Consider the following 20,395-nt stretch of genomic DNA (forward strand, 5'->3'; position numbering starts at 1 on the left):
AATTTTATTTTATTCTTTTTGAGCATATTTTTCAACAAGCTTTATTGCACATAAATCCCCGCACATGCTACAGTAGTCTCCTTTCGCTTTTCTTCGTTCCCAAATTTTTTTTGCTTTCTCCGGGTCTGGAGAAAGGCTAAACTGCTTTTCCCAATCAAATTTTTTCCTTGCCAAGGACATTTCGTAATCTTTTAATCTTGCCCTCTCCTTCTGTCCTTCTTTTATCAAATCAACTGCATGTGCGGCGATCTTTGCAGCAATTACGCCCTCTTTAACGTCTTCCACGGTCGGCAATCCAAGATGCTCTGAAGGGGTAACATAGCAAATAAAATCCGCCCCCGCCATTCCGGCGATTGCAGCACCTATTGCTGAGGATATGTGATCGTAGCCCGCCGAGATATCGGTAACAAGAGGTCCGAGCAGGTAAAGTGGCGCATTATCTGTAACGCTCTTCATAGCCTTTACAGCAGGAAAGATTCCATCTAACGGAACATGCCCCGGGCCTTCGACCATGCATTGAACCCCTTTGGCCCTGCATCTCTCTACGAGTTCTCCGAGGATTATGAATTCAGTGTATTTTGCTCTGTCTCCCGCATCGTGAATGCATCCTGGGCGAAAAGCGTCTCCAAGGCTTATAGTTACATCGTATTCTTTCAAGATGTCGAGAAGGTAGTCGAAGTTCTCATAGTAGGGGTTCTCCTTCTCGTTATGTATCATCCAGCCTATCGTTATTGCGCCCCCTCTGCTGACAACTCCAAGCAGTCTTTTGGAATTTTTGAACCTTTCAACGCTTATCCAGTTCACACCAGCGTGAATTGTCATGAAATCTACGCCTTCTTTTGCCTGTCGCTCAACCGCCTTAATAAAATCGTCTTCGCTCATATCCACAATTTTTCTGCAATCTCTTGCAGCCTCATAAATCGGGACTGTTCCAAAAGGAACTTTAACGACTTCCATTATTCTTTTTCTTATCTCTCTCAGGTCTCCCCCAGTAGACAGATCCATTACTGCATCAGCACCAAACTTTTGGGCAACTATTGCTTTTTCGATCTCCTCCTCGACATTAACGTATTCCTGAGAAGTTCCAACATTAGCGTTTACCTTTGTAGAAACAAGCATTCCTATTGCTCTTGGTTCTATATCTCTAAGGACATTCTTGGGAATCACAACATAGCCTTTTGCAATTAATCTGACCAATTTATCAGCTTCAATACCCTCATAATTCGCAGCTTTACATATGATTTCAGGGGTAATACCTTTTCGTGCCTCTTGGATTAGAGTCATTAAGTAATGTATCCCTGCTTAATAAAAGTTTTTTAGAGAGCACTTAAACATATGGATGGGTTCCAAAGTGCACCTTTATACCAAAAGTCTCTTCAATTGTTTTTGCAAGTTGTTCAGCATTAAAATACGGGCATGGAGGCTTTGGCTTGTAAAGACAATTGCTCAGGTAAATCTCTTCTGGATTTATTCCCGATAGTTTTATGGTCATCTTTATCGTTGGAATCAGTGTTCTTCCCGGGCATTCGCAACGAACAAAACCTATCACTCTTACAGGCTCTTTGAATTCTCCCTCTCCAAAAGCTGAAGCCTTTAAGCATCTCCACTCTCCCGGACAGCCGTATGTGGAATCCATGTAGCTCCCACAGCCGATGATGATAACATTTTTCATAACTTCTAAAGAAATTTTTAGAATTTATATTTTACTTAATCAGAACAACTTGCAAAAATCTTCCGAGCTTATAATTTCGGCGTTGAAAACGTTTCTCATATGCTTGAGAGCGTATTCATAATCGTAATCACTTAAAGCCTTTGTGCAATCCTTTATGATCGAAACTCTGTAGCCGCGAATCGCTGCATCGCCAGCGGTATGAAGAACGCAAATGTTCGTTGCAACTCCGCAGATGTATAGTTTCTCTACTTTAAGTTCTCTTAGAAGCAAATCGAGATCGGTGCCAAAAAATGCAGAATACCTTCTTTTTCTGATAAAGTAATCCTTTTGCTTTGGTTCAAGTTCTTCAATGATTTCAGCACCCTCAGTATTCATTATGCAGTGTTTTGGCCAGATCTTGAATTCTTCATCATCATCTCTGTGCCAGTCTTGGGTGAATATGATGGGCATCTTGCCCCTTGCATACTCAACAACTTTTTTCGTCGCTTCAAAAATGCTCTCTGCACTCTGTATATATAGGGAACCGCTTTTGTAGCAAAAATCCTTCTGCATGTCAACTATCAGGAGCGCCTTCATAAGTCTTAATTGGTTGAATCAAAATATATTTTTAACGAACAACACAATCTATGGAGTTCACACACATTAAAGATGGCAAGGCTAGAATGGTTGATATCTCAGAGAAAAATGATGTTTTAAGAATTGCAATTGCGGAGGGATTTATCAGGCTGAAAAAAGAAACAATTGAGGCGATTGTTACCAACAAAGTTACCAAGGGGAATGTGATAGCCACTGCCAATATTGCAGGAGTTTTAGCTGTAAAAAAAACGCCTGAAATCATTCCTATGTGTCATCCAATTCCTCTAACTTCCATTTCGTTCGATTTTAATATCGAAGAAACCGGTATAAGGGTTCGGTGTGTTGTAAAATCCATTGGAAAAACAGGGGTCGAAATGGAAGCTCTTACTGGTGTAACTGCAGCTCTTTTGACAATCTGGGACATGGTTAAATCGCTCGAAAAAGATGAGACCGGCAATTATCCTCTGACATCCATAGAAAATGTGAGAGTTCTGGAGAAAAAGAAGTTAGATTTTATTGCCTCAAATGATAAATGAAATCTAACTGAAAAGTATTATCATCAACAAACATAAAACTTATAAAGGGATCGGTTCATGCAGAGAAAGGTGAGATTATGAAGACTTGGGTATGGGTGTTGCTGATATTGTCGATTTCAGCTGGACTCTTGGGATGTCTTCAGCCCACAGCGCCTGAAGAAAAGCCCGAGATTACAACTCCAGTGGTCACCACTCCTACCACAACTCCAGCAGAAGTGAAAACTCCAGAAGTTACCACCACTCCGCCACCGACTACTACTCCTGAAACCAAGCCCGTAGAATTTGGAGGCATAATAAACATCGGATATACGGGACCATTGAGCGGAGTTGCAGCCCCCTATGGTGAGAGCGTTCTTGCCGGACTGAGCTTCGCAGCCGAAGATATAAATGAGGCGGGTGGAATCATTGTAGGAGATAAAGTCTACAAGCTGAAAGTTATAGGCTTAGACGACATGTATATGCCCTCTATCTCTGCCCAAAATGCGCAAAAATTGTTCAAAGAGAAAAATACCCCAATAGTGTTCTGTCCACATGCTGGCGGTATTCTTGAGATTGAGAAGATAAACGAGAAGCTCGGCTTTATAGTTGGTGCCTACACTTCTGACCCAAGCGTCATCAAGACTGGAAACAAGATGGTGATAATGTATCCCCCGAACTTTGAATTGATCTATGTTCCGTTCTTCTCCGACTACTTCTTGTTTAAGGGTATGAAGAAGGCGGCAATGTTAAATGGAACCCACGAATATGCAGTAACTTGGGGAAAAGCTTTTAAGGAATACTGGACGCTCAAAGGAGGGGAAATTGTGGCTGAGGAGCCAGTAAATTATTACATGCCAACAGATTATACTCAAATTGTTGCCAAAGTTTTAGCCAAGAAACCAGATGTTATTCTCCTTGTTGGACCATCAAAGCCACTTGCAAGTGTGATCAAAATTGCAAGAGGCATGGGCTATACTGGTGGGTTCATCATTGCAGAACAGGCCAAGATTGAGGAATTAATGTATTATCTCGATATAGTATACGATTTCACAAATGAAACGGTTGTGAAAGGTAACATGAGTCTTCTCGATAATGTTGTGGCAACCACGTCTCCATGCAGTCTACCGTTGACACCAATAGCGAGTGTTGATCCAAACACTCCCGGATATGCAGAAGCTTGCAAGCGCCTTTCAAAAAGGCTTGGTGATACACCAGTTACATGGGAACACGTTTTGAGCTATCAAGCCATGTTTGTTTTGGCCAAGGCCATGGAAAAAGCGGGAAGCACAGATCCTCAGAAAATAATAGACGCTTTGGAGAAGGAAACTTTCCCTGCTGATGGTTACAAGGGATTTCCAAAGTTTATTTACTCTGCATTCATGCGCATTTACCCATATGGCACCATTGGGGCATTTAATACTCCCGGAAATGCGATGATCTGCGAGGGAGGAGTTATAACAGCTACTCCTGGCATTACACCAAAATTCTGGGGGCAGGAATACGCCTATACTGATTGGGAAGGAAAGGTTATCTGGGGTTAAACTCTTTTTTATTTTTTCGAAAACCTTATTAAACTATCTAATTCCAACAAATTAGGAGCGCCGATGGTGTAGCCTGGTCTAACACAGGGGCTTGCCGAGCCCCTGCCCCGGGTTCAAATCCCGGTCGGCGCATTTTTGTTTCTGGTTCTATTCGAGAAACGAGAATGAAGGCAGGCTCGACTTGATCTCTGAAGCTTTTAACGAGCTGATCGATGAAGGCTGAGGCATTGGAGACGTTTTGTTTTAGCCAGTCGTGGACTTCATAGCTGAACCAAATAGTCATTCTTTTTTTCGTTCTGTTTATATTTTTCCAATCCCTTGTCTGAGCCTTCTCCGTGCTCCTTTCTTCCTTCTTCTTGTGGACGTCCACAGACGTTTTTGAACGTTCCATGATTTTTTGTTGTTTTCTTTGTTTATAAAGAGATAGGACAGAACATCTGTAATGGTTTAAAATAATCCCAAAAGAATCTCGGATAATTGCTATTTTGACTTAATCTACTTAATTTTTTAAAATCCTGATACCATGACTGGTTTAAAATTTCGCAAATGATTCCGAATTTCAAGGAATTGAATCCAAGTTAAAAAGCATGAAATACGAATTTATGGCAACTAAGTCTTTGAAATCGTTAGGAGGACGAAGCTATGGCTAAAAGAGAAGCAAAGAAAATTATAACGGTTGAGGAAGTAATAGCTATTCACAACAAATTAATCAAGAAATACGGTGGAGAAAAAGGCATTTTGAATTATGGTGTCCTCGATTTCGCTGTTTCATGGGTAAAGAGAAGAGGCTATAAGATTCCTAATCGAACTTGCGGATAAGGGCAAGTCTATTGACGAAATAATTATATGGCTGAAAAAACATAGTAAAAAGTATGAAAAGAAAAGTAAATCGAAGAAGTGAAAGAAAACCAAAGCTTAGACCTGAATATGAGGCAATCTTCAAAGAAGTAGTTAAAGAATATGACGATACTTTTAGGGAACTTTCCAAGTTGTAAAACCCAATCTTTTATAATATTCCACGAGTCCATGAATATATGCTAAAAGGCTGGTGGAAAGTTTCGGTTAAAAGTTCAACTCTGATAAAGTTAGATTCGTTAAAAAATAGAAATTAGAATGAAAAGCTATGACAAGGTAATCAATTATCTGATTCAGATTACTGAAAAAGGCAACTATAAAGAGAAATGAATCCGTGCTCTATGACTGGAAATTTCTTCTTCAAGGAAATTGTGCTGAAAAGAATCCACAGCAAGAACTTTAAAAAATGGATAATAGCTTTAAAAGACTGATTTTTTGATATTCTTTGTTCTTATTTTCACTTTTTGCAGTTAAAGACGTCAGCAAGAGAATTTGTCTTTGCCTTTCTTAACTTTGCTTGGACAAGTTGTTTCAGCGATTACAGTTGCAGTTCTCGTGATCTCTTTAAGGAGAAAGTTAGAAAGGAAGTTCAGATATTGATTCTTGAAATTCCAAATTTACATTTTTGCTTTTTTGTGGAAGTTAGGAGGAAAAGAAGAAGATGTAAGGAGTATATAATTTCAAGTGGAAAAACTGGGCAACATAGGAGAAAAAGAGAAAAAGAAGAAATTCAAGTAGAAAATTTAGGGAAATAAGGGGAAAATACACCAGAACAAGAAGAAGAACTGGAAAACATAGGGGAAAATAATGAATTCAGGGGAAAATCTCAGAAGAAAAAGTGGAAGAGATATGAAATGTAAAAACAGAATGGGTTAAAAAAGTCATAGAAAGAAACCACAGAAGCCTAAAACAAATCAACTTTGCCTATTATGTCATTTTGTAAAAGTTTAAGTTACAAATTTATTTGAATACGAATTGAAAAGTTCAAAATTTGAAATTTATTAGTTATAAAACTAAATCTCTTCGTCGGCAAATTTCTTAATTTTCTCGAATGTTGATCTAATTAATTCTTCTAACTTTTGCCTCATTTTTTCTATTTCTTCCTTTGTTTTAATAAGTTCCTCAAGTATCTCGGAATCTTGTGTCATTTTCTGCAAGTTCTCTAAAGATTTCCTCATTTCCTCTATTTTGAGACTGTCTCTTATCAATTCTCCAAATCCATGCTTATAAAATAAGTTTATTAAAAGCATCTCTTTTTCAGATAATTCTTTTTTCCCTGTGTAATTAAGATATTTTACCGCAGTATGTAATAACGTTCGAAGAAAATCTTCAGGCAGTTGATCTTGTGAAGCCGAAATAGCTTTTATTATCGCATATAAATCCTCAGAAGTTTCGATGACTATTTCGTTCTTCTGATCGTTATATTCTACTTCCAATTCGCTTTTTTGTAGAATTTCCTTCAACATTTCTAATCCCTTCTCGGTTATGCTATAATATACAGGAGGAGGATATTCTTTACTTTCTGATTCAACTTTTCTTTCGAGGATACCCGAATTTACTAAGTCTTTTAGGTTCCTTGAAAGAGTAGCCTTGGATATTTTCAGCTTTTCATTCATTTCAAGGAATCTTGCTTTATTCCCTAACTTGCTTGCAAGGTATGCCAGTATAATTTTCTGAGTTACATTGGGTTTACTCATAAACCTAAGTATACTAATAGCTATATTAAGTTTTAGGTTCAATACCAAAAATAGAAAAATTTAAGTATCTTATGGACTTAAGTAAATTATGAAACCCATAATTGAAGAATGCTTAAACAAGGGTAGACGACTTGAAACTTTCGAAGGAGTCATGAAATCGATGCTGTCAAAATTTATGTGTATGTGCAATTCTGGGATGGATAAGGGGCAAGTATTGAAAGAAGCTTTAGAGATTTTTATTTCTATGCAGAATTCAATACAACAACAATTTCTTAGTTTTTATAATTTATTAGTTTTTGCAAATGTCTTGAAGTCTGTAAGTTTTTCAAGATATGAAGAAGTAACTAATTGTATTAAAAAACCAAGTTTGTTTTATTTTGAAAATTTCTAAAAAAGGGATGAACTATGGATGATAAAAAGGACGAATTTACCAAAGTCAGTCTTTATATTAGAAAGGAAGAAATAATAAAGCTTAGAAAATACGTTGTAGCAAAATATGGACAGCTTAAGGGTTTTTTAGGATATGAATTAAGCAACGCCATTAAACATTATCTTGATTCAGTCGAAAAAACACAAACGCAAGAAAACGAACACATAAAAAAGGTGGTTAAAAATCCAAGCAAAAAACATATTCAACTTTTGATAGAGTTAGTCAAAAAATTTACCTATGAAGTTACCCACTTTGACTTGGAAAGTCTGATCGAGAAACTTTTCGGAATAGATGTCAGAACCAAGAGGAAATATACTTCATATTTAGTAGATTCAGGTTTTCTTAAGCTCGAAAAAGTTCTTCAGAATAAAAACATAATTTACAAAGTAGACTACAAGAGGATTTACGATTATTTGAGAAATTACGTTAAATTGGAGGATTTAACGAGAATTGGAATCCTTCCATATCAAGAAGCTCCAGAATTTGAACAAAAAATGAATCTTACTGACGTAAAAATCTATGCCAGAGAAAGGTATGAAGCTGGGGATAGTATAGAAGAGATTAGTGATAAGATTGAAGAATTTGGCACAAAAATTTCGAAGAAAGAGGTTAGAAATTTGATTAGAAGTAGCTGAGAAAATCTCCAAAGGAAAAAAGACCACAAATCTTAAAATTTGAAAACTTGGAGTTAGGTTAATGATATGGAATTTAGGAAGTTCTCCTACAAGAGATGAACTCATAAGAGCTTTAAAGGCGGGTGCGGATTACATAAGGGGTGGGGTTGATTACAAAGTTCTTCTTCTCTTCCTATTTTACAAGGTTTTAAGCGACAAGTGGCTAAAAGCGGTTGAAGATTACAAAAAGGAAGGATATACTCAAACTAAAGCCTATTTGCTTGCAAACGAGACCCACTACATTCTATTCGATGAAGAAGAGCAGAAGCTATTGACTTGGCATGAAGTGATGAAAAAGAGGGAAACGATAATAGACTTGGTAAATGCTTTGATCAGAATATCAAAGCTAAATCCAACTCTTTCTGATCTGCAAAAGCTCATCGAAGTTCTTGGACTTAAGAGTTTTGTAAATTCTGAAAACGTTCACAACATTCAAAAGATTTCAGAGATCTTCAACACATTCAACTTCTCAGAGATTTCCTATGATGTGCTTGGCGATGCCTACATGTGGATCCTGAACTACTTTGCACCTGAGAAAGCTAAGGAAGGTGAAAACTATACTCCTCAGGAAGTTGTTAAACTGCTTGTAAGATTGCTCGACATCGAAAATGGATCAAAAATCCTTGATCCTGCTCTTGGTTCTGCAAGCATGCTGATAGAGTCTTGGAACTATGTTGCAAAAAAAGAAAAGCCAGATTTAAAGCTTTTCGGACAGGAAAGGAATGATCTTATGGGGATAATTGCAAAGATGAATTTAATTCTGCACGGAATCAAAGACTACGAGATCTTCATTGGTGACAGTCTTTCAAATCCCAGATTCGGAGAATGCGACTACGTATTGGCAAATCCGCCATGGAATCAGGATTACAACGTAGAAGCCTTAAGAGATCCGAAAGTGAAGAGGATCTACACCACCTTTGCAAGAGACGGTTTTCCGCCGAGTAGTTCGATGGACTGGGCTTGGATTCAGCTAATGCTTTTCTTTGCAAAAAAGAAAGTCGGGATAATTTTGGATAACGGAGCTCTTTTCAGAGGAGGAAGAGAAAAAAAGATCAGAGAAGAGATCGTGAAAAAGGATTTGCTCGAAGCTGTGATTTTACTTCCTGAAAAGCTGTTCTACAACACAGGTGCACCGGGATGCATAATGGTCTTCAACAAGAGAAAAGTCGAGGAAAGAAGGGGAAAAGTGATTTTCATAAACGCAAGCAACGAATTCGAAAAGCATTCTGAAATCAAAAGGCTCAACCAACTCGGAGAAAAGAACATTGAGAGGATCGTAAACGCTTACAGAGAATTCAAAGATGTCGAAGGATTTTCTAAAGTCGTAAGCTTGGAGGAGATTGCCAAGAACGATTTCAATCTTAACGTTACGCTTTACGTTTTCATAATTGAGCAATCTGAGGAAATAGATCTGAGTAAAGAGATAGAGGAGCTCAAAAAATTAATGGCTGAGAGGGAAGTAGTTTTAAACAAGACTATAAACTTTGTTGAAGAAATCTTGAAGGCATATAAATGAAAAGTGGAACTCATGATTACTCGAAAATGATATAAATTTGTAAATGCGAGATATTTTGATGTCTTTGGGAGAAACTTTAAGTGAAAAGGAACTCTTAGAATCTCTTGATAAGACTTTTGAATTCATTCAAGGAGCTATAAGTTACAAAATTTTATTACTGTTCTTATTTTACAAGGCTTTAAGCGACAAGTGGCTAAAAGCGGTTGAAGATTACAAAAAGGAAGGATATACGCAAACTAAAGCCTATTTGCTTGCAAATCAAGATTTCTACGTTCTATTTGATGAAGAAGAGCAGAAGCTATTGACTTGGCATGAGGTGATGAAAAAGAAAGAGACGATGATGGAACTCGCCAATTCTATTAAAAGATTATCTAGACTCAACGAGCGATTCAATGAACTTGAAAGTTTTATTGATACTCTTAAGTTGCAATTCTTGAACACAAATGAGAACTTAAAAAACATAAACGAAATCTTGAAAGTGTTTAATTCCTTAAACTTTTCAAATGCAGGTTCTGATATAATCGGACTTGGTTATACCTACATTCTGAGAAAATATGAACCAGAAAAATCTAAAAAAGGAAAAAACTACACACCAAGAGAACTGGCTAAGTTGCTGGTAACATTAGTTGAAATAGAAAACGGAGTAAAAGTTCTTGATCCTGCTGTTGGTTCTGGAACTATACTCGTTGAGGCTTGGAAATTTTTATCGCAAAAAGAAACTCCACAAATTCTTTTATTTGGTCAAGATATCGACCCCGAACCAGCATTATTTGCAAAATTAAACTTAGTTTTGCACGGAATCAAGGATTACGAGATCTTCATTGGTGACAGTCTTTCAAATCCCAGATTCGGAGAATGCGACTACGTATTGGCAAATCCGCCATGGAATCAGGATTACAACGTAGAAGCCTTAAAAGATCCGAAAGTGAAGAGGATCTACACCACCTTTGCAAGAGACGGTTTTCCGCCGAGTAGTTCGATGGACTGGGCTTGGATTCAGCTGATGCTTTTCTTTGCAAAAAAGAAAGTCGGGATAATTTTGGATAACGGAGCTCTTTTCAGAGGAGGAAGAGAAAAAAAGATCAGAGAAGAGATCGTGAAAAAGGATTTGCTCGAAGCTGTTGTTCTATTTCCGCCAAAGTTGTTCAAAGATAAGCAAGAAAGACAAGGTTGTATTATTATTTTCAACAAAAATAAACCCGAATATAAAAAGGGTAAAGTTATATTTATTAATGCGAGCAACGAATTCGAAAAGCATCCCGAAGAAAAGGCATTGAACATTCTGACTTCTGAGAATATTAAAAAAATATATGATGCAATTAAAGAATTCAAAGATGTCGAAGGATTTTCTAAAGTCGTAAGCTTGGAGGAGATTGCCAAGAACGATTTCAATCTTAACGTTACGCTTTACGTTTTCCCATTAGAGAAAAGCGAAGAGATAGACGTATTCAAAGAGTTTGAAGAGCTAAAAGCACTTGAAATGGAGAGAGCTGAAATAATGACGAAGCTGGAGGGATACATTCAGCAGATAAAGGAGGCGATTAAATGAAAATAGAGTTCTACAAGGAGACGGAATTTAAAGATACTGAGATTGGGAGGATACCGAAGGATTGGGAAGTTGTGAAGCTCGGAGATGAGAAAGTTTCCACCCTCGTTAAGTCGGGTAGCACCCCGTTAAAAAAAATAGAAGAATATTGGAACGGGGAAATACCATTTGTAACGCAAAAAGATATGACTAAAGTCGATCACTATTTGTATGATACTTCTGAAAAAATAACTGAGTTGGGGCTGAGAAGTTCCAACTTGCTTCTTATTCCAGAAAATTCTATTCTCTTATCGATGTACGGGACTATTGGAAAAATTGTTATAAATAAAATTCCTGTTTCAATTAGTCAAAATATAGCAGCTATAAGATTAAATAAGAAAAATGTTGATGAAGAATACCTCTATTATGCTCTCCAAATATATTCCTTCCAGTTTAAAAGGCAAGCAAAAACCATTACTCTAAAGCATTTAGATATCAAAATAGTCAAAAATACCCTTATACCTCTTCCACCCCTTCCAGAACAACAAAAAATCGCTGAAATTCTTTCAACTGTTGATGAAGCCATTCAGAAAACAAACGAGGTCATAGCTAAGACTGAACGCTTGAAGAGGGGCTTGATGCAAGAGCTTTTGACGAAAGGGATAGGGCACAAGGAGTTTAAGGATACTGAGATTGGGAGGATACCGAAGGATTGGGAAGTTGTAAAACTAAGTGACGTTGCTCAAATTAGAGGTATAAAAAAACTAAGCGAGCTTGATAAAGTTGCTTTCATACCAATGGAACTTATTCCTGATGTCGAGATTTTCGTGAAATACGAAATACGAGATGTAAAAGATGTAAAAAGTTATACCTATTGTGAAGCTGGCGATCTATTGCTTTCAAAGATAACCCCTTGTTTTGAGAATGGGAAACAAGGCATAGTTCCGTTGAACGTGCCAAATGGTTTTGCACTTGCAACAACAGAAGTATTTCCGATTGTTTGTCGAGGAATTGATAAACTATTTTTATTTTATATTCTGAAACTTAGTAAGTTCCGAAAAATTCTTGAATTTTCTATGAGAGGGACAACTGGTAGGCAAAGAGTTCCTAAAAATTCTGTTGAGAGACTTAGAATACCATTACCACCTTCAAGTGAACAACAAAAAATCGCTGAAATTCTTTCCACAGTCGATAAAAAACTCGAACTTGAAAGAAACGAAAAGGTAAAATTAGAAAGAATCAAGCAAGGACTGATGGATTTGCTTCTTACTGGAAAAGTTCGGATTAAGTTGAAGGAGACCTGAAGGATTCGATTCCGAGTTTCTTTATCAACACTGTGCTAAAGAAGTGCCAAGCATAGTTTTTCCATTTTACCTTTTCAAAGTTCTGTCAAAAATGAGTAAGCTGTATCGTAAAGAGAAAAATTGGAAAGGCTCTACTCGAAATTATAACGTAATATTTAAATCGTCATTTTCATTTTAAAGACCAATGATTTATGTCTTCATAGACGAAAGCGGAGATCTTGGTTTTACAGAAAAGTCGAGCAAATTTTATGTTATCGCAACCGTGGAAGTTAAAGACTTGAGAATTCCAAGAGGCGTTATTAAAAGCGTTAGGAAGAGTTTACACAAAAAGAAAAAAGATATTTCTGAGTTTAAGTTTTCAAGATCAAGCGATGAATTGAGGAAGAAACTGCTCAATAAAGCGGTAGAAAGCGACATGTTATTTTCCGCAATCATTCTTGAGAAAAGAAAAGTTTACGATTACCTTAGGGACAAAAAAGATAAATTGCATAACTACTTAACTGGCTTTTTGGCTAATTCTCTGGAATACTACGCCCAAGAAAAAGCCTTCAAAATCGTAGTGGACAAATTCATAATGAGCAGGGAACAGAGGGCTGATTTTGACCACTATTTCAAGACAAGACTTTACAACAACTGCAAAATCCTAAAGAGAGTAGATATTACTCATGAGGACTCACAGCAAAATCCCGGATTGCAAATAGCGGATTTTGTAGCAGGAGCTATTTTTCGACGCTATGAAAGAGGTTTAACCGACTTCTACGACATAATCAAACCGAAGCTTAGATACGAGGATAGAAAATGGTTTTAAATCGGCCCCGTCCTACTCCATCCCACCCCGCTTACGCGGGCCTCATCGTTTCGGACGGAGGGGGCAAATTGCCCGACCTTACCCAATTAAAGTAGCTTAATAAAGTATATAATCCTTTCTTTTTAACTTAATTTAATAAATTAGCCACATGCTTAATTCAGCAACTTCTAAAATTGAATTTGGTTGAGCAAATCAAAAAATATTGAAAAAATCGAAAGGATGAAGAAAGATCATGGATTTTTGGTTGTAAAAGTTCGATTTGAGTTGAAAAGAGAATTCAAAATATATATAACCGAAAGTTTTACTTAGAAGATCTAAAAATAAATTTGATGGTTGACACCTTAAACGAATACCTTGACTTTCTAAAGAAAATTGAAGAAGATAAAGTCTCAAAACCAGAATTGGCTAATTATATTGAGGAAGAACTTTATCCAGCATTAATTTTTGAAGAAAAACATCTTAATGAGCTCTATACAATTCATGAAATTCTGGATTATTTTGAAAAAGAGATCTCTACGTATTCTGAACAGGAAGTAAGAAAAACGATAAAAGAATATGAAATAAAGTTAGGACGAAAATTAAAGGGAAAAGATAAGATCAAAATTGAGCAATCGGCGAAGGAAGTCCTTCACCTAATTATAGAAGAATACAAAAATATAAATTTATTTGAGAAACAAGACGAAATAATCAAAGATTGGTTAAATGACGCCTTAAAAGAACTTCAACGTGCTAAAATTCTTTACAAATGTTTAGAAAAAGATCCAGACGGGTATATCCAGCATTTGGGGATGGCAGTTGAGAAAATGATGAAAGCTTATGGGATGATTCTGGGAATAATCGAAGAAAAAAAGCTAATAGAAAAGATAGGACATACTTCATCCAAAATTTACACTTTATTAATTGACCGCATTAGAAAAAGCCCAAATAAAGAAAAAATTTTACAGCTAATTAATTTTAATTCACAGAAATTCGAATACGTAGTAAAGATTCTTGAAAAGCCTTCTGAAAGATTAGGCACCGAAGATATAGTGTTATTGGATATGTTTATCCCGTCCGCTATTGAATTTTATGAGTTCTTGAAATCTTTCCTAAGTCCATCAGGAATTGACGAATCCAAAAAGATTTTCATCGGAAACATAATATTCTTTGCTTATACCCTCCCTTTTATTTCAGTATTGTTTTCTTATCTCTACAACCTTAGATATCCCGACACAAGAAAAGAGAAGCATATCAACTATCTTGAGATGAATATAACAAAAAACTTTGAGAAGATTGCTTCCATATTGGAAACATTTATTAAAAATAGTATTAATATGCTCAATGCGGTTACACTAAAATATTTCCCATTGCACAACTCGATTGAAAAACATTTAAAACCGATTAAAGACATTAAATCCGATGATAGAAAACTAAAAACGATCAAGAAGGCTATAAATGACATAAAACGTGATAAAGAGGTTCGAATACTTTTAGATAGGGTAAAAGCCCATCCAAAGTTTAAAAATTGGTTGAAAAGTCCCTGAAAGGGTAAGTTAAAGAATGAAGAACATGAAATGATAAATGAGATTAAAGAGAAAAAATGGTTCCAATTCGAAACATTTTTATTTTAGAAATCCAAAATTATCTCGATGCTCCAAACAGAAGCTAAAGTTCACGAAGAAATAAAAAAGAAACTTGAAGAACTTGGATGGGAAAATGGGCATGAAATCCTGAAATTCAAGGAAAACGATTTAATTCCTGAATTCTACTTTTCAGAAATCCTCGAGAAAAAAGTTTTAGAAATAAACGATTTTCTTGAAAATCTTGAAGAAGACGAGAAAAGGGAAATTCTTGATGATTTGAAGACCGAGCTTGAAAACGCAACAGAAGAAAGATTTCTTGCATTCCTAAGGCATGGCGTCCCTTTGAAAATTGGAGATGAAATCAAATCCGTAAAGCTCATAGGAGGCGATGATCTTTTCTTCTTCCTTCATGAAGCAAAGTTTAAGGGTTCACCTGAGAACATAAAGCCTGATTTTACCCTTTTCATCAATGGCTTGCCAGTAGTGATAATTGAAGCGAAGTCTGAAGCTATTCCGTATTCTCATACTGAAGCTTTGAAGCAAATAAGGAGATACGAAATGTTCAGCCCAGAGCTTTTCAATTTTGTTCAATTTGCGGTAGCTTACGGAGACGAGAAGCTTTACACAGCAACGATGCCAAATTGGAGAAGAGAAGAGAAAGACATTCCAGCTTTTCGCTGGAGAGTAAATAAGCAGAACAACATCTTCGATTTGCTAACGCCTGAAAGAATTGTTGAATTCCTAAAGTATTTCATCTTTTACCTCTACGATAAGGATAAGGGGATAAAATCGAAACTAATAGCAAGATACAATCAATATTCTGCAACAAAGAAGGCAATGAAAAGAATTGAGGATCATCTGAATGGTGGAAAAAGCAAAGGTCTTATCTGGCATTGGCAAGGATCGGGAAAAACGTATACTATGTTCTTCATCGCAAACTGCTTCATTGATAAATTCTGGCATACTCATCCAATTGTTTTCTTCGTTGTCGACAGAGAAGACTTAGAAACGCAACATGATAAGTTCTTTAAAGCTGTGCAAGAAGAGAACTTCAAAAACAACTTTGAGAAAGTTGAAAGGATAGAAGATCTTTTGGAAATCTTCGAAAGGGCAAAGAGAAGCGAAATCGATAACAAAGTAATTGAAAGAGGAATTTATCTAACAACGATTCAGAAATTCCAGAAAGGTGGAGATGAAGAGAAAAGCATCTATAAATTGCTGTTGAAGTTTGGTGAGGAAGAAGCAAAACTTAAGGGATTGAGACTTGAAAATGACAAAAAAGAAGAGCTTTTAAGGCTTGGAGGGGTAAAGAAGAGAAACGTTCTTTTCCTTATAGATGAAGCCCATAGAACACAATACGGTATTCTTGGAGCAATGAGGAAAGCCTGTTTTCCGAACTCGATTGCTTTTGGCTTCACTGGAACTCCGATATTCAAGCATGAAAAGAATACGTTCGAAGAGTTCTCTTATCCAAAAGAAGGAGAACTTTACCTCGACGTTTATTTCATCGCCGATGCTGTAAGGGATGGCTTCACTTTGCCAATTTCCTATCACGTTTTAAAAGAAGGGGAAATAAAGGCTGAAGGCATTCAAATAAAGCTGAAGGAAGATGAGATAAAGGGATTCATAGAGGAATACATGGAAAAGAAAGGTAGAATCGAAGACCTGCTCGAAGGAAACATTTCCAAAGCTGAAGTTAGTAGATACATAAACAAAGCAAGGGTAATCCTGCTCAACGAGAGGAGAATCGAAAAGGTTGCAGAATACATTGCGAACAGAATCCAAGAAGACACTAACAATTTCAAATTCAAGGCAATGGTTGTTGCAGTAAACAGAATTGGATGTGTTCGCTATAAAAAGGCGTTAGAAAAGCATCTCGTTGCAAAATTTGGCGAAGAAGCAAAAGAATGGGTTGAAGTAGTGATGACTTACAACCACAACGACACCGAGAAGGAGATAATCGAATACAGAGAAGAACTAATGAATAAAAGAAAAGAGAAAGATATGAACGAAATAAACAAAGTAATACGAGAGGAATTTTTAGCAAAGGAAAATCCGAGGATCCTTGTAGTTACGGACATGCTGATCACGGGTTTTGATGCTCCAAAGCTGAAGGTCATGTATCTTGACAAACCACTTTACGAGCACAGGCTTTTGCAGGCGATTGCAAGGGTTAACAGACCATACGAAGGCAAAGAATTTGGGCTCGTTATTGACTCGGTTGGATTAATTGAGCATTTGGCTAAGACGATGGCGTTCTATAATCTTCTTGCACAGGAAGAAATCGCAGAAGATCTCAAGGAGAACATAGCTATACCGATTGATACAAAGTTCGAGGAATTCAAATCCAAATTCAAAGACGTTTGTGAAAAACTCAGATCTCTTGAATTTAGTGGCTTAAAGCTTGGAATAGAACTCGAAGATGTCAAAAAGGCTTTGAAAAGTGGATTAAAAGAGTCGATTGAGGCTAAATTAAGCACAATTGCAATGCTGAACATTGAAAAGGAAGATACAGCAAAGATCGTTAAGCTCGTTAACGACATAAGAGCAATTTTAAAGCTATACAAAGCCCTTGGTGCTTATGAAAAGAAGCTTCTATACGTTGAGGATATAGAAGCCCTTGCGTGGCTTTACTACAAGATAAAGAGAATAATCGCAGGAAAAAGAACGAAGCTTGGCAAAGAGTTCTGGAACGAGCTTTTGGAATTCATTCACAACAAAACAATTGTGGAAGATTTAAAAGAAGTCGATAAAGTTGTGCTGAGAGATGTGGATGAGCTTCTAAACGAGTTGAAAGAGGAATGGGGTATAATAACTGTCGAAGTGGCGGATCTTTTCTTTGAGATAAGGGCTTCTCTTATGGAAAGGTTGCATGATCCAGTTTACAAGGAGATCTTCGAAAGAATCGAAAAGCTCAGAATTGAATGGATTGATAAAGCAATAAACAACAAGATCTTGCTTTCAAGACTAAAAGAATTGCTCCAGAAGAAGAACGAATACGATAAAAAAGTGGAAGGAAAATCTGAAGTTGAAAGAATTCTTGAAACGCTTAGGCAGTTCACATTTGCCAAGTGCAATTGCAACGTTGACTTTGGAAACACTTTAAACACGGTTAAAAAAATAATGGGTTCGAAGCTCAAAGAATTGAAACCTTCGGACAGAAACGAAATCAGAAAGGCTCTTCTTAAGGATCTTTTCAAGGTTCTGGATGAAAAAACGGCAAAGGAAATAATGGAAGAACTTTCGGAATTCCTTGAAAAGGAAATAGAAAGGCTATGGATCCGAGAAAAATCCTGAAAGAAGTAATGGAAGAACTCGGTTTGAAGGAAAAGATAAAGTTGAGAAGAGTTCCAATGAAGCGTAAGATAGCATCTTTCTCCTTTAAAACCAAAACTCTTAGGCTTAACAAGAATTTGCTCGATTTGATAAGCGAAGAAGAGCTGAGATATATAATAAGGCATGAACTTGTTCATGCTAAAGTCAAGGACGCGAACCACGGTGATCAATTTGCCAGAGAATTGCAAAGGTTCTACACGGATAAAGAAATTAAAGAGATCGAAGAAAACTTGATAAAGAAGTCTTTGAAATTAAAAGAACTCTTTTAACCTCTTAAGAGAATTCTTTTGATCGTCTTGGAAAAATAAGGGATTACCTATTACGTTATCACATCAAGAGATGCAAGAATACAAAAAAGATTTACAGAAGTGGAAAGAAGTGACCTTATGAATCTACCACGTTACACTGATGAAGAGATAGAAAAAATGGACAAGGAAATTCGGAGGAGGATAGAAAAGGGAAAAGCTGATTTTAAACCAAGAGAAGAAACTGAATTCAAGAATGCAGAATTTGTTTCTGTTTTCACAAGCGATGTGGTTTACATTAAGCCACATTACCGAAAAGTAAAGGGAAGAAGAGTTTACGTAAGGGGTTATTATAGGAGAAGAGTTTAACCTTTTCCACTTTGAAGAATGCGATTATAGCTTAAAATAAAAGATCCGATAAAAATCCTAAAGGCTTTTTCGTTTCCAGGAGACCAAACTCAAAAAATAAAAGGTTTTATAGAAAGAAAATTAAAAAAATTAAGGCTCAATCGGAAACTTATCCACAACTTTGGCATATCTTTCGGTTGCCCTTTTAGTCATATCAAAATAATGAGTTGAACCTATCTTTAAAGAGGCTCTGCCCTGAATGTAATCAACGATCTCAGTATCGATATCATGGCGAATCAAAAAGTTCGCATGCCATTTCCTTAATCTCTTTGCGGTTATTTTTCCTATTTTTAGCTCCTTAACAAGATGGTCATAAGCATAAGGTTTTTTTGCCATTTCTGTAAGCTTATCCGCAAATTTTGCAGGGAAAAAGAGCCAATAACCGAGTTTCTTACCTTTGCTTATGTAGCCTAAAGGATACTTGCCGACATTGGCATCGATTATTATCCTGCTTTCATCGAAATTATTCAATGCTCTGACTACCTGAGCCAATCGCATCCCTGAATACATCAAAAGCTTAAAGTAAGGTTTAATCTGCTCTGGGCATTTATTGAAAGCTTCAATTACATCTTGATCGGACGGATAAATTTCTTCTATACCTGTTTCTTCTTTAGGAATTCCAGAACGCCAAGCTTTCAAATTAAAACCGTTAATTTTGTCTATTCCTTTCTTTTCTTCAAGATATGTAAAGAAGTTTTGGAGAAATCGGATTAAGTGTTTTGTGGCTTCAACATCCTCAAGATCTTCAGGAGTTATGATATCATCGGGTAAAAGTCTTTGCATGGCTGATATCATCTGTTGAATAGCTTTAAGACCTGTGTCTTTGCTGAACATGTATTTTAAGAAACCTTGGGCTTTTCCAGAGTCTTTAAGCTTTTTGATTTCTTCTTGAGTTATTGGTTTAAGTTTGTCTATTTCTGCGCCTAACTCATCGATTGCCAAAGTTTTGAGATCAATCCCTTCAACCAAAATAATACCTTCAACTTCTTTAACTTTGCTATGTGTTGTCTTACGTTCTGTCTCAGGTTTCTCGGTTTTAATGGCTTCTTTTGCTTCAAATGCTTGCCGAGCCCCTGCCCCGGGTTCAAATCCCGGTCGGCGCATCTCTGTCTTTGAAACTTCTATAAAAGGGGTAGAGGTATTGGAGCGAGCAAAATGCAATTTATTACATCGCCTACACAATCGGTGCCTTTGTTTTTATAATTCCCACTTCTTTTGGCACCTCGCTTTTTGTGGAAGGAAGTCATGGAGAGCCAATGAGAATAAAGACCAAAAAATCCGTATTTGGAATCTATGCTTTGCTTTTACCTTCCGTTCTTGTGATAATCTTTCTCGGCGAATATCTTTTGGCTTTCCTCGGAAAACACTACGAAGCTGGGCTTTCTCTGCTAAGAGTTTTCGCAGTTTCAAGCCTTTTTGCACCATTCTTCAGTATTTATTCCACCATAAAAAGAGTCCAGAAGGATCTCAGGGGTCTGATTGCAGTGAGTTTTCTGCTATCATTATTGCTTATAACTCTGAGTTACTTTTTAATGCTTGCTTATGGAATAAACGGTATTGGATATGCATGGCTTTTGAGCTATGCTTTTTGCTCGGTGATTATCGGATTGATAGCGAAGAAAAACAGGTGGATCTAAAAGCGAAAGAGCCGGTTCGAGCTGCATCTTAGTCCAAATGAAAGGGTTTTGAAGCTTTAAAGGCATAAATCTAAATTTTTAAGTATTGAATGAA

At 36.7% G+C, this 20,395-nt stretch carries 20 protein-coding genes and 1 tRNA gene; 16 read left to right on the forward strand and 5 right to left on the reverse strand.

The window, feature by feature from the left end:
• Positions 1-9: 9 nt before the first annotated feature.
• The 3 genes from thiC to QXI54_01410 are packed head-to-tail and all read right to left on the reverse strand — an operon-like array spanning position 10 to position 2,248.
• Entirely contained in the window at positions 10-1,284 is a 1,275-nt protein-coding gene (thiC, locus tag QXI54_01400) for a phosphomethylpyrimidine synthase (protein ID MEM0301810.1), read from the reverse strand.
• Between the two features lie 43 nt (positions 1,285-1,327).
• Positions 1,328-1,672 carry a CGGC domain-containing protein gene (locus QXI54_01405; GenBank protein ID MEM0301811.1) on the reverse strand — a complete coding sequence of 115 codons (345 nt, stop codon included), beginning with the start codon at positions 1,670-1,672 and terminating at the stop codon, positions 1,328-1,330.
• 39 nt (positions 1,673-1,711) lie between these two features.
• A complete protein-coding gene (locus QXI54_01410; protein MEM0301812.1) occupies positions 1,712-2,248 on the reverse strand; it encodes an isochorismatase family cysteine hydrolase in 537 nt (178 codons plus the stop codon).
• 50 nt (positions 2,249-2,298) lie between these two features.
• Here QXI54_01410 and moaC point away from each other — a divergent pair, with 50 nt between their 5' ends.
• The 6 genes from moaC (at position 2,299) to QXI54_01440 (ending at position 5,914) form a co-directional block, all read left to right on the forward strand.
• Positions 2,299-2,784: a cyclic pyranopterin monophosphate synthase MoaC gene (moaC, locus tag QXI54_01415; protein ID MEM0301813.1), complete on the forward strand. Its 486-nt coding sequence runs from the start codon at positions 2,299-2,301 to the stop codon at positions 2,782-2,784.
• A gap of 77 nt (positions 2,785-2,861) precedes the next feature.
• The gene (locus QXI54_01420) at positions 2,862-4,304 is read left to right on the forward strand and encodes an ABC transporter substrate-binding protein (GenBank protein ID MEM0301814.1); all 1,443 of its coding nucleotides are present in this window, start codon (positions 2,862-2,864) and stop codon (positions 4,302-4,304) included.
• A gap of 57 nt (positions 4,305-4,361) precedes the next feature.
• A tRNA-Gly gene (locus QXI54_01425) sits at positions 4,362-4,436 on the forward strand.
• Between the two features lie 510 nt (positions 4,437-4,946).
• Complete coding sequence (locus tag QXI54_01430; GenBank protein ID MEM0301815.1) at positions 4,947-5,123, forward strand: hypothetical protein; 177 nt, start codon at positions 4,947-4,949, stop codon at positions 5,121-5,123.
• A 53-nt stretch (positions 5,124-5,176) separates the two neighbouring features.
• A complete protein-coding gene (locus QXI54_01435) occupies positions 5,177-5,299 on the forward strand; it encodes a hypothetical protein (GenBank protein ID MEM0301816.1) in 123 nt (40 codons plus the stop codon).
• A gap of 456 nt (positions 5,300-5,755) precedes the next feature.
• Entirely contained in the window at positions 5,756-5,914 is a 159-nt protein-coding gene (locus QXI54_01440; protein ID MEM0301817.1) for a hypothetical protein, read from the forward strand.
• A gap of 258 nt (positions 5,915-6,172) precedes the next feature.
• On the opposite strand, the gene QXI54_01445 is transcribed toward QXI54_01440, so the two are convergent.
• The gene (locus QXI54_01445; GenBank protein MEM0301818.1) at positions 6,173-6,856 is read right to left on the reverse strand and encodes a winged helix-turn-helix transcriptional regulator; all 684 of its coding nucleotides are present in this window, start codon (positions 6,854-6,856) and stop codon (positions 6,173-6,175) included.
• Positions 6,857-7,261: 405 nt separating this feature from the next.
• Between QXI54_01445 and QXI54_01450 the strand changes: the two genes are divergently transcribed.
• From QXI54_01450 to QXI54_01490, 9 genes are all read left to right on the forward strand, one after another.
• On the forward strand, positions 7,262-7,921 hold the full coding sequence (locus tag QXI54_01450) for a hypothetical protein (protein MEM0301819.1): 660 nt from the start codon (positions 7,262-7,264) through the stop codon (positions 7,919-7,921).
• A gap of 61 nt (positions 7,922-7,982) precedes the next feature.
• On the forward strand, positions 7,983-9,476 hold the full coding sequence (locus tag QXI54_01455) for an N-6 DNA methylase (GenBank protein MEM0301820.1): 1,494 nt from the start codon (positions 7,983-7,985) through the stop codon (positions 9,474-9,476).
• A 58-nt stretch (positions 9,477-9,534) separates the two neighbouring features.
• Positions 9,535-11,025: an N-6 DNA methylase gene (locus tag QXI54_01460; protein MEM0301821.1), complete on the forward strand. Its 1,491-nt coding sequence runs from the start codon at positions 9,535-9,537 to the stop codon at positions 11,023-11,025.
• Positions 11,022-12,305, forward strand: coding sequence for a restriction endonuclease subunit S (locus tag QXI54_01465; GenBank protein MEM0301822.1), 1,284 nt, complete (start codon positions 11,022-11,024; stop codon positions 12,303-12,305). Before QXI54_01460 ends, QXI54_01465 begins: the two co-directional genes overlap by 4 nt.
• Positions 12,306-12,489: 184 nt before the next feature.
• Positions 12,490-13,113 carry a DUF3800 domain-containing protein gene (locus tag QXI54_01470; protein ID MEM0301823.1) on the forward strand — a complete coding sequence of 208 codons (624 nt, stop codon included), beginning with the start codon at positions 12,490-12,492 and terminating at the stop codon, positions 13,111-13,113.
• Positions 13,114-13,442: 329 nt separating this feature from the next.
• Complete coding sequence (locus tag QXI54_01475) at positions 13,443-14,636, forward strand: hypothetical protein (GenBank protein MEM0301824.1); 1,194 nt, start codon at positions 13,443-13,445, stop codon at positions 14,634-14,636.
• A 105-nt stretch (positions 14,637-14,741) separates the two neighbouring features.
• The gene (locus QXI54_01480; protein ID MEM0301825.1) at positions 14,742-17,972 is read left to right on the forward strand and encodes an HsdR family type I site-specific deoxyribonuclease; all 3,231 of its coding nucleotides are present in this window, start codon (positions 14,742-14,744) and stop codon (positions 17,970-17,972) included.
• The gene (locus QXI54_01485; protein MEM0301826.1) at positions 17,951-18,280 is read left to right on the forward strand and encodes a YgjP-like metallopeptidase domain-containing protein; all 330 of its coding nucleotides are present in this window, start codon (positions 17,951-17,953) and stop codon (positions 18,278-18,280) included. The genes QXI54_01480 and QXI54_01485 overlap by 22 nt, the downstream gene beginning before the upstream one ends.
• Before the next feature lie 117 nt (positions 18,281-18,397).
• Entirely contained in the window at positions 18,398-18,625 is a 228-nt protein-coding gene (locus QXI54_01490; protein MEM0301827.1) for a hypothetical protein, read from the forward strand.
• Between the two features lie 129 nt (positions 18,626-18,754).
• Here the strand turns inward: QXI54_01490 and QXI54_01495 are convergent, their stop codons facing one another.
• Positions 18,755-19,825, reverse strand: a complete 1,071-nt coding sequence (locus tag QXI54_01495) for an integrase (protein ID MEM0301828.1) — start codon at positions 19,823-19,825, stop codon at positions 18,755-18,757.
• A 95-nt stretch (positions 19,826-19,920) separates the two neighbouring features.
• Between QXI54_01495 and QXI54_01500 the strand changes: the two genes are divergently transcribed.
• Entirely contained in the window at positions 19,921-20,301 is a 381-nt protein-coding gene (locus QXI54_01500; protein ID MEM0301829.1) for a hypothetical protein, read from the forward strand.
• Positions 20,302-20,395 lie beyond the last annotated feature (94 nt).

This window comes from Archaeoglobaceae archaeon (assembly GCA_038734275.1).
In the GTDB taxonomy this organism is placed as follows: Archaea; Halobacteriota; Archaeoglobi; order Archaeoglobales; family Archaeoglobaceae; genus WYZ-LMO2.

Bases quoted from the DNA above. Each gene is read 5' to 3' on its own strand.
- QXI54_01485 (MEM0301826.1), top strand. From the start codon at position 17,951: ATGGATCCGAGAAAAATCCTGAAAGAAGTAATGGAAGAACTCGGTTTG.
- QXI54_01430 (MEM0301815.1), top strand. From the start codon at position 4,947: ATGGCTAAAAGAGAAGCAAAGAAAATTATAACGGTTGAGGAAGTAATA.
- QXI54_01405 (MEM0301811.1), bottom strand. From the start codon at position 1,672: ATGAAAAATGTTATCATCATCGGCTGTGGGAGCTACATGGATTCCACA.
- QXI54_01455 (MEM0301820.1), top strand. From the start codon at position 7,983: ATGATATGGAATTTAGGAAGTTCTCCTACAAGAGATGAACTCATAAGA.
- QXI54_01450 (MEM0301819.1), top strand. From the start codon at position 7,262: ATGGATGATAAAAAGGACGAATTTACCAAAGTCAGTCTTTATATTAGA.
- QXI54_01420 (MEM0301814.1), top strand. From the start codon at position 2,862: ATGAAGACTTGGGTATGGGTGTTGCTGATATTGTCGATTTCAGCTGGA.
- QXI54_01500 (MEM0301829.1), top strand. From the start codon at position 19,921: ATGAGAATAAAGACCAAAAAATCCGTATTTGGAATCTATGCTTTGCTT.
- thiC (MEM0301810.1), bottom strand. From the start codon at position 1,284: ATGACTCTAATCCAAGAGGCACGAAAAGGTATTACCCCTGAAATCATA.
- QXI54_01465 (MEM0301822.1), top strand. From the start codon at position 11,022: ATGAAAATAGAGTTCTACAAGGAGACGGAATTTAAAGATACTGAGATT.
- QXI54_01480 (MEM0301825.1), top strand. From the start codon at position 14,742: ATGCTCCAAACAGAAGCTAAAGTTCACGAAGAAATAAAAAAGAAACTT.
- QXI54_01410 (MEM0301812.1), bottom strand. From the start codon at position 2,248: ATGAAGGCGCTCCTGATAGTTGACATGCAGAAGGATTTTTGCTACAAA.
- QXI54_01445 (MEM0301818.1), bottom strand. From the start codon at position 6,856: ATGAGTAAACCCAATGTAACTCAGAAAATTATACTGGCATACCTTGCA.
- QXI54_01460 (MEM0301821.1), top strand. From the start codon at position 9,535: ATGTCTTTGGGAGAAACTTTAAGTGAAAAGGAACTCTTAGAATCTCTT.
- QXI54_01435 (MEM0301816.1), top strand. From the start codon at position 5,177: ATGAAAAGAAAAGTAAATCGAAGAAGTGAAAGAAAACCAAAGCTTAGA.
- moaC (MEM0301813.1), top strand. From the start codon at position 2,299: ATGGAGTTCACACACATTAAAGATGGCAAGGCTAGAATGGTTGATATC.
- QXI54_01490 (MEM0301827.1), top strand. From the start codon at position 18,398: ATGAATCTACCACGTTACACTGATGAAGAGATAGAAAAAATGGACAAG.
- QXI54_01470 (MEM0301823.1), top strand. From the start codon at position 12,490: ATGATTTATGTCTTCATAGACGAAAGCGGAGATCTTGGTTTTACAGAA.
- QXI54_01475 (MEM0301824.1), top strand. From the start codon at position 13,443: ATGGTTGACACCTTAAACGAATACCTTGACTTTCTAAAGAAAATTGAA.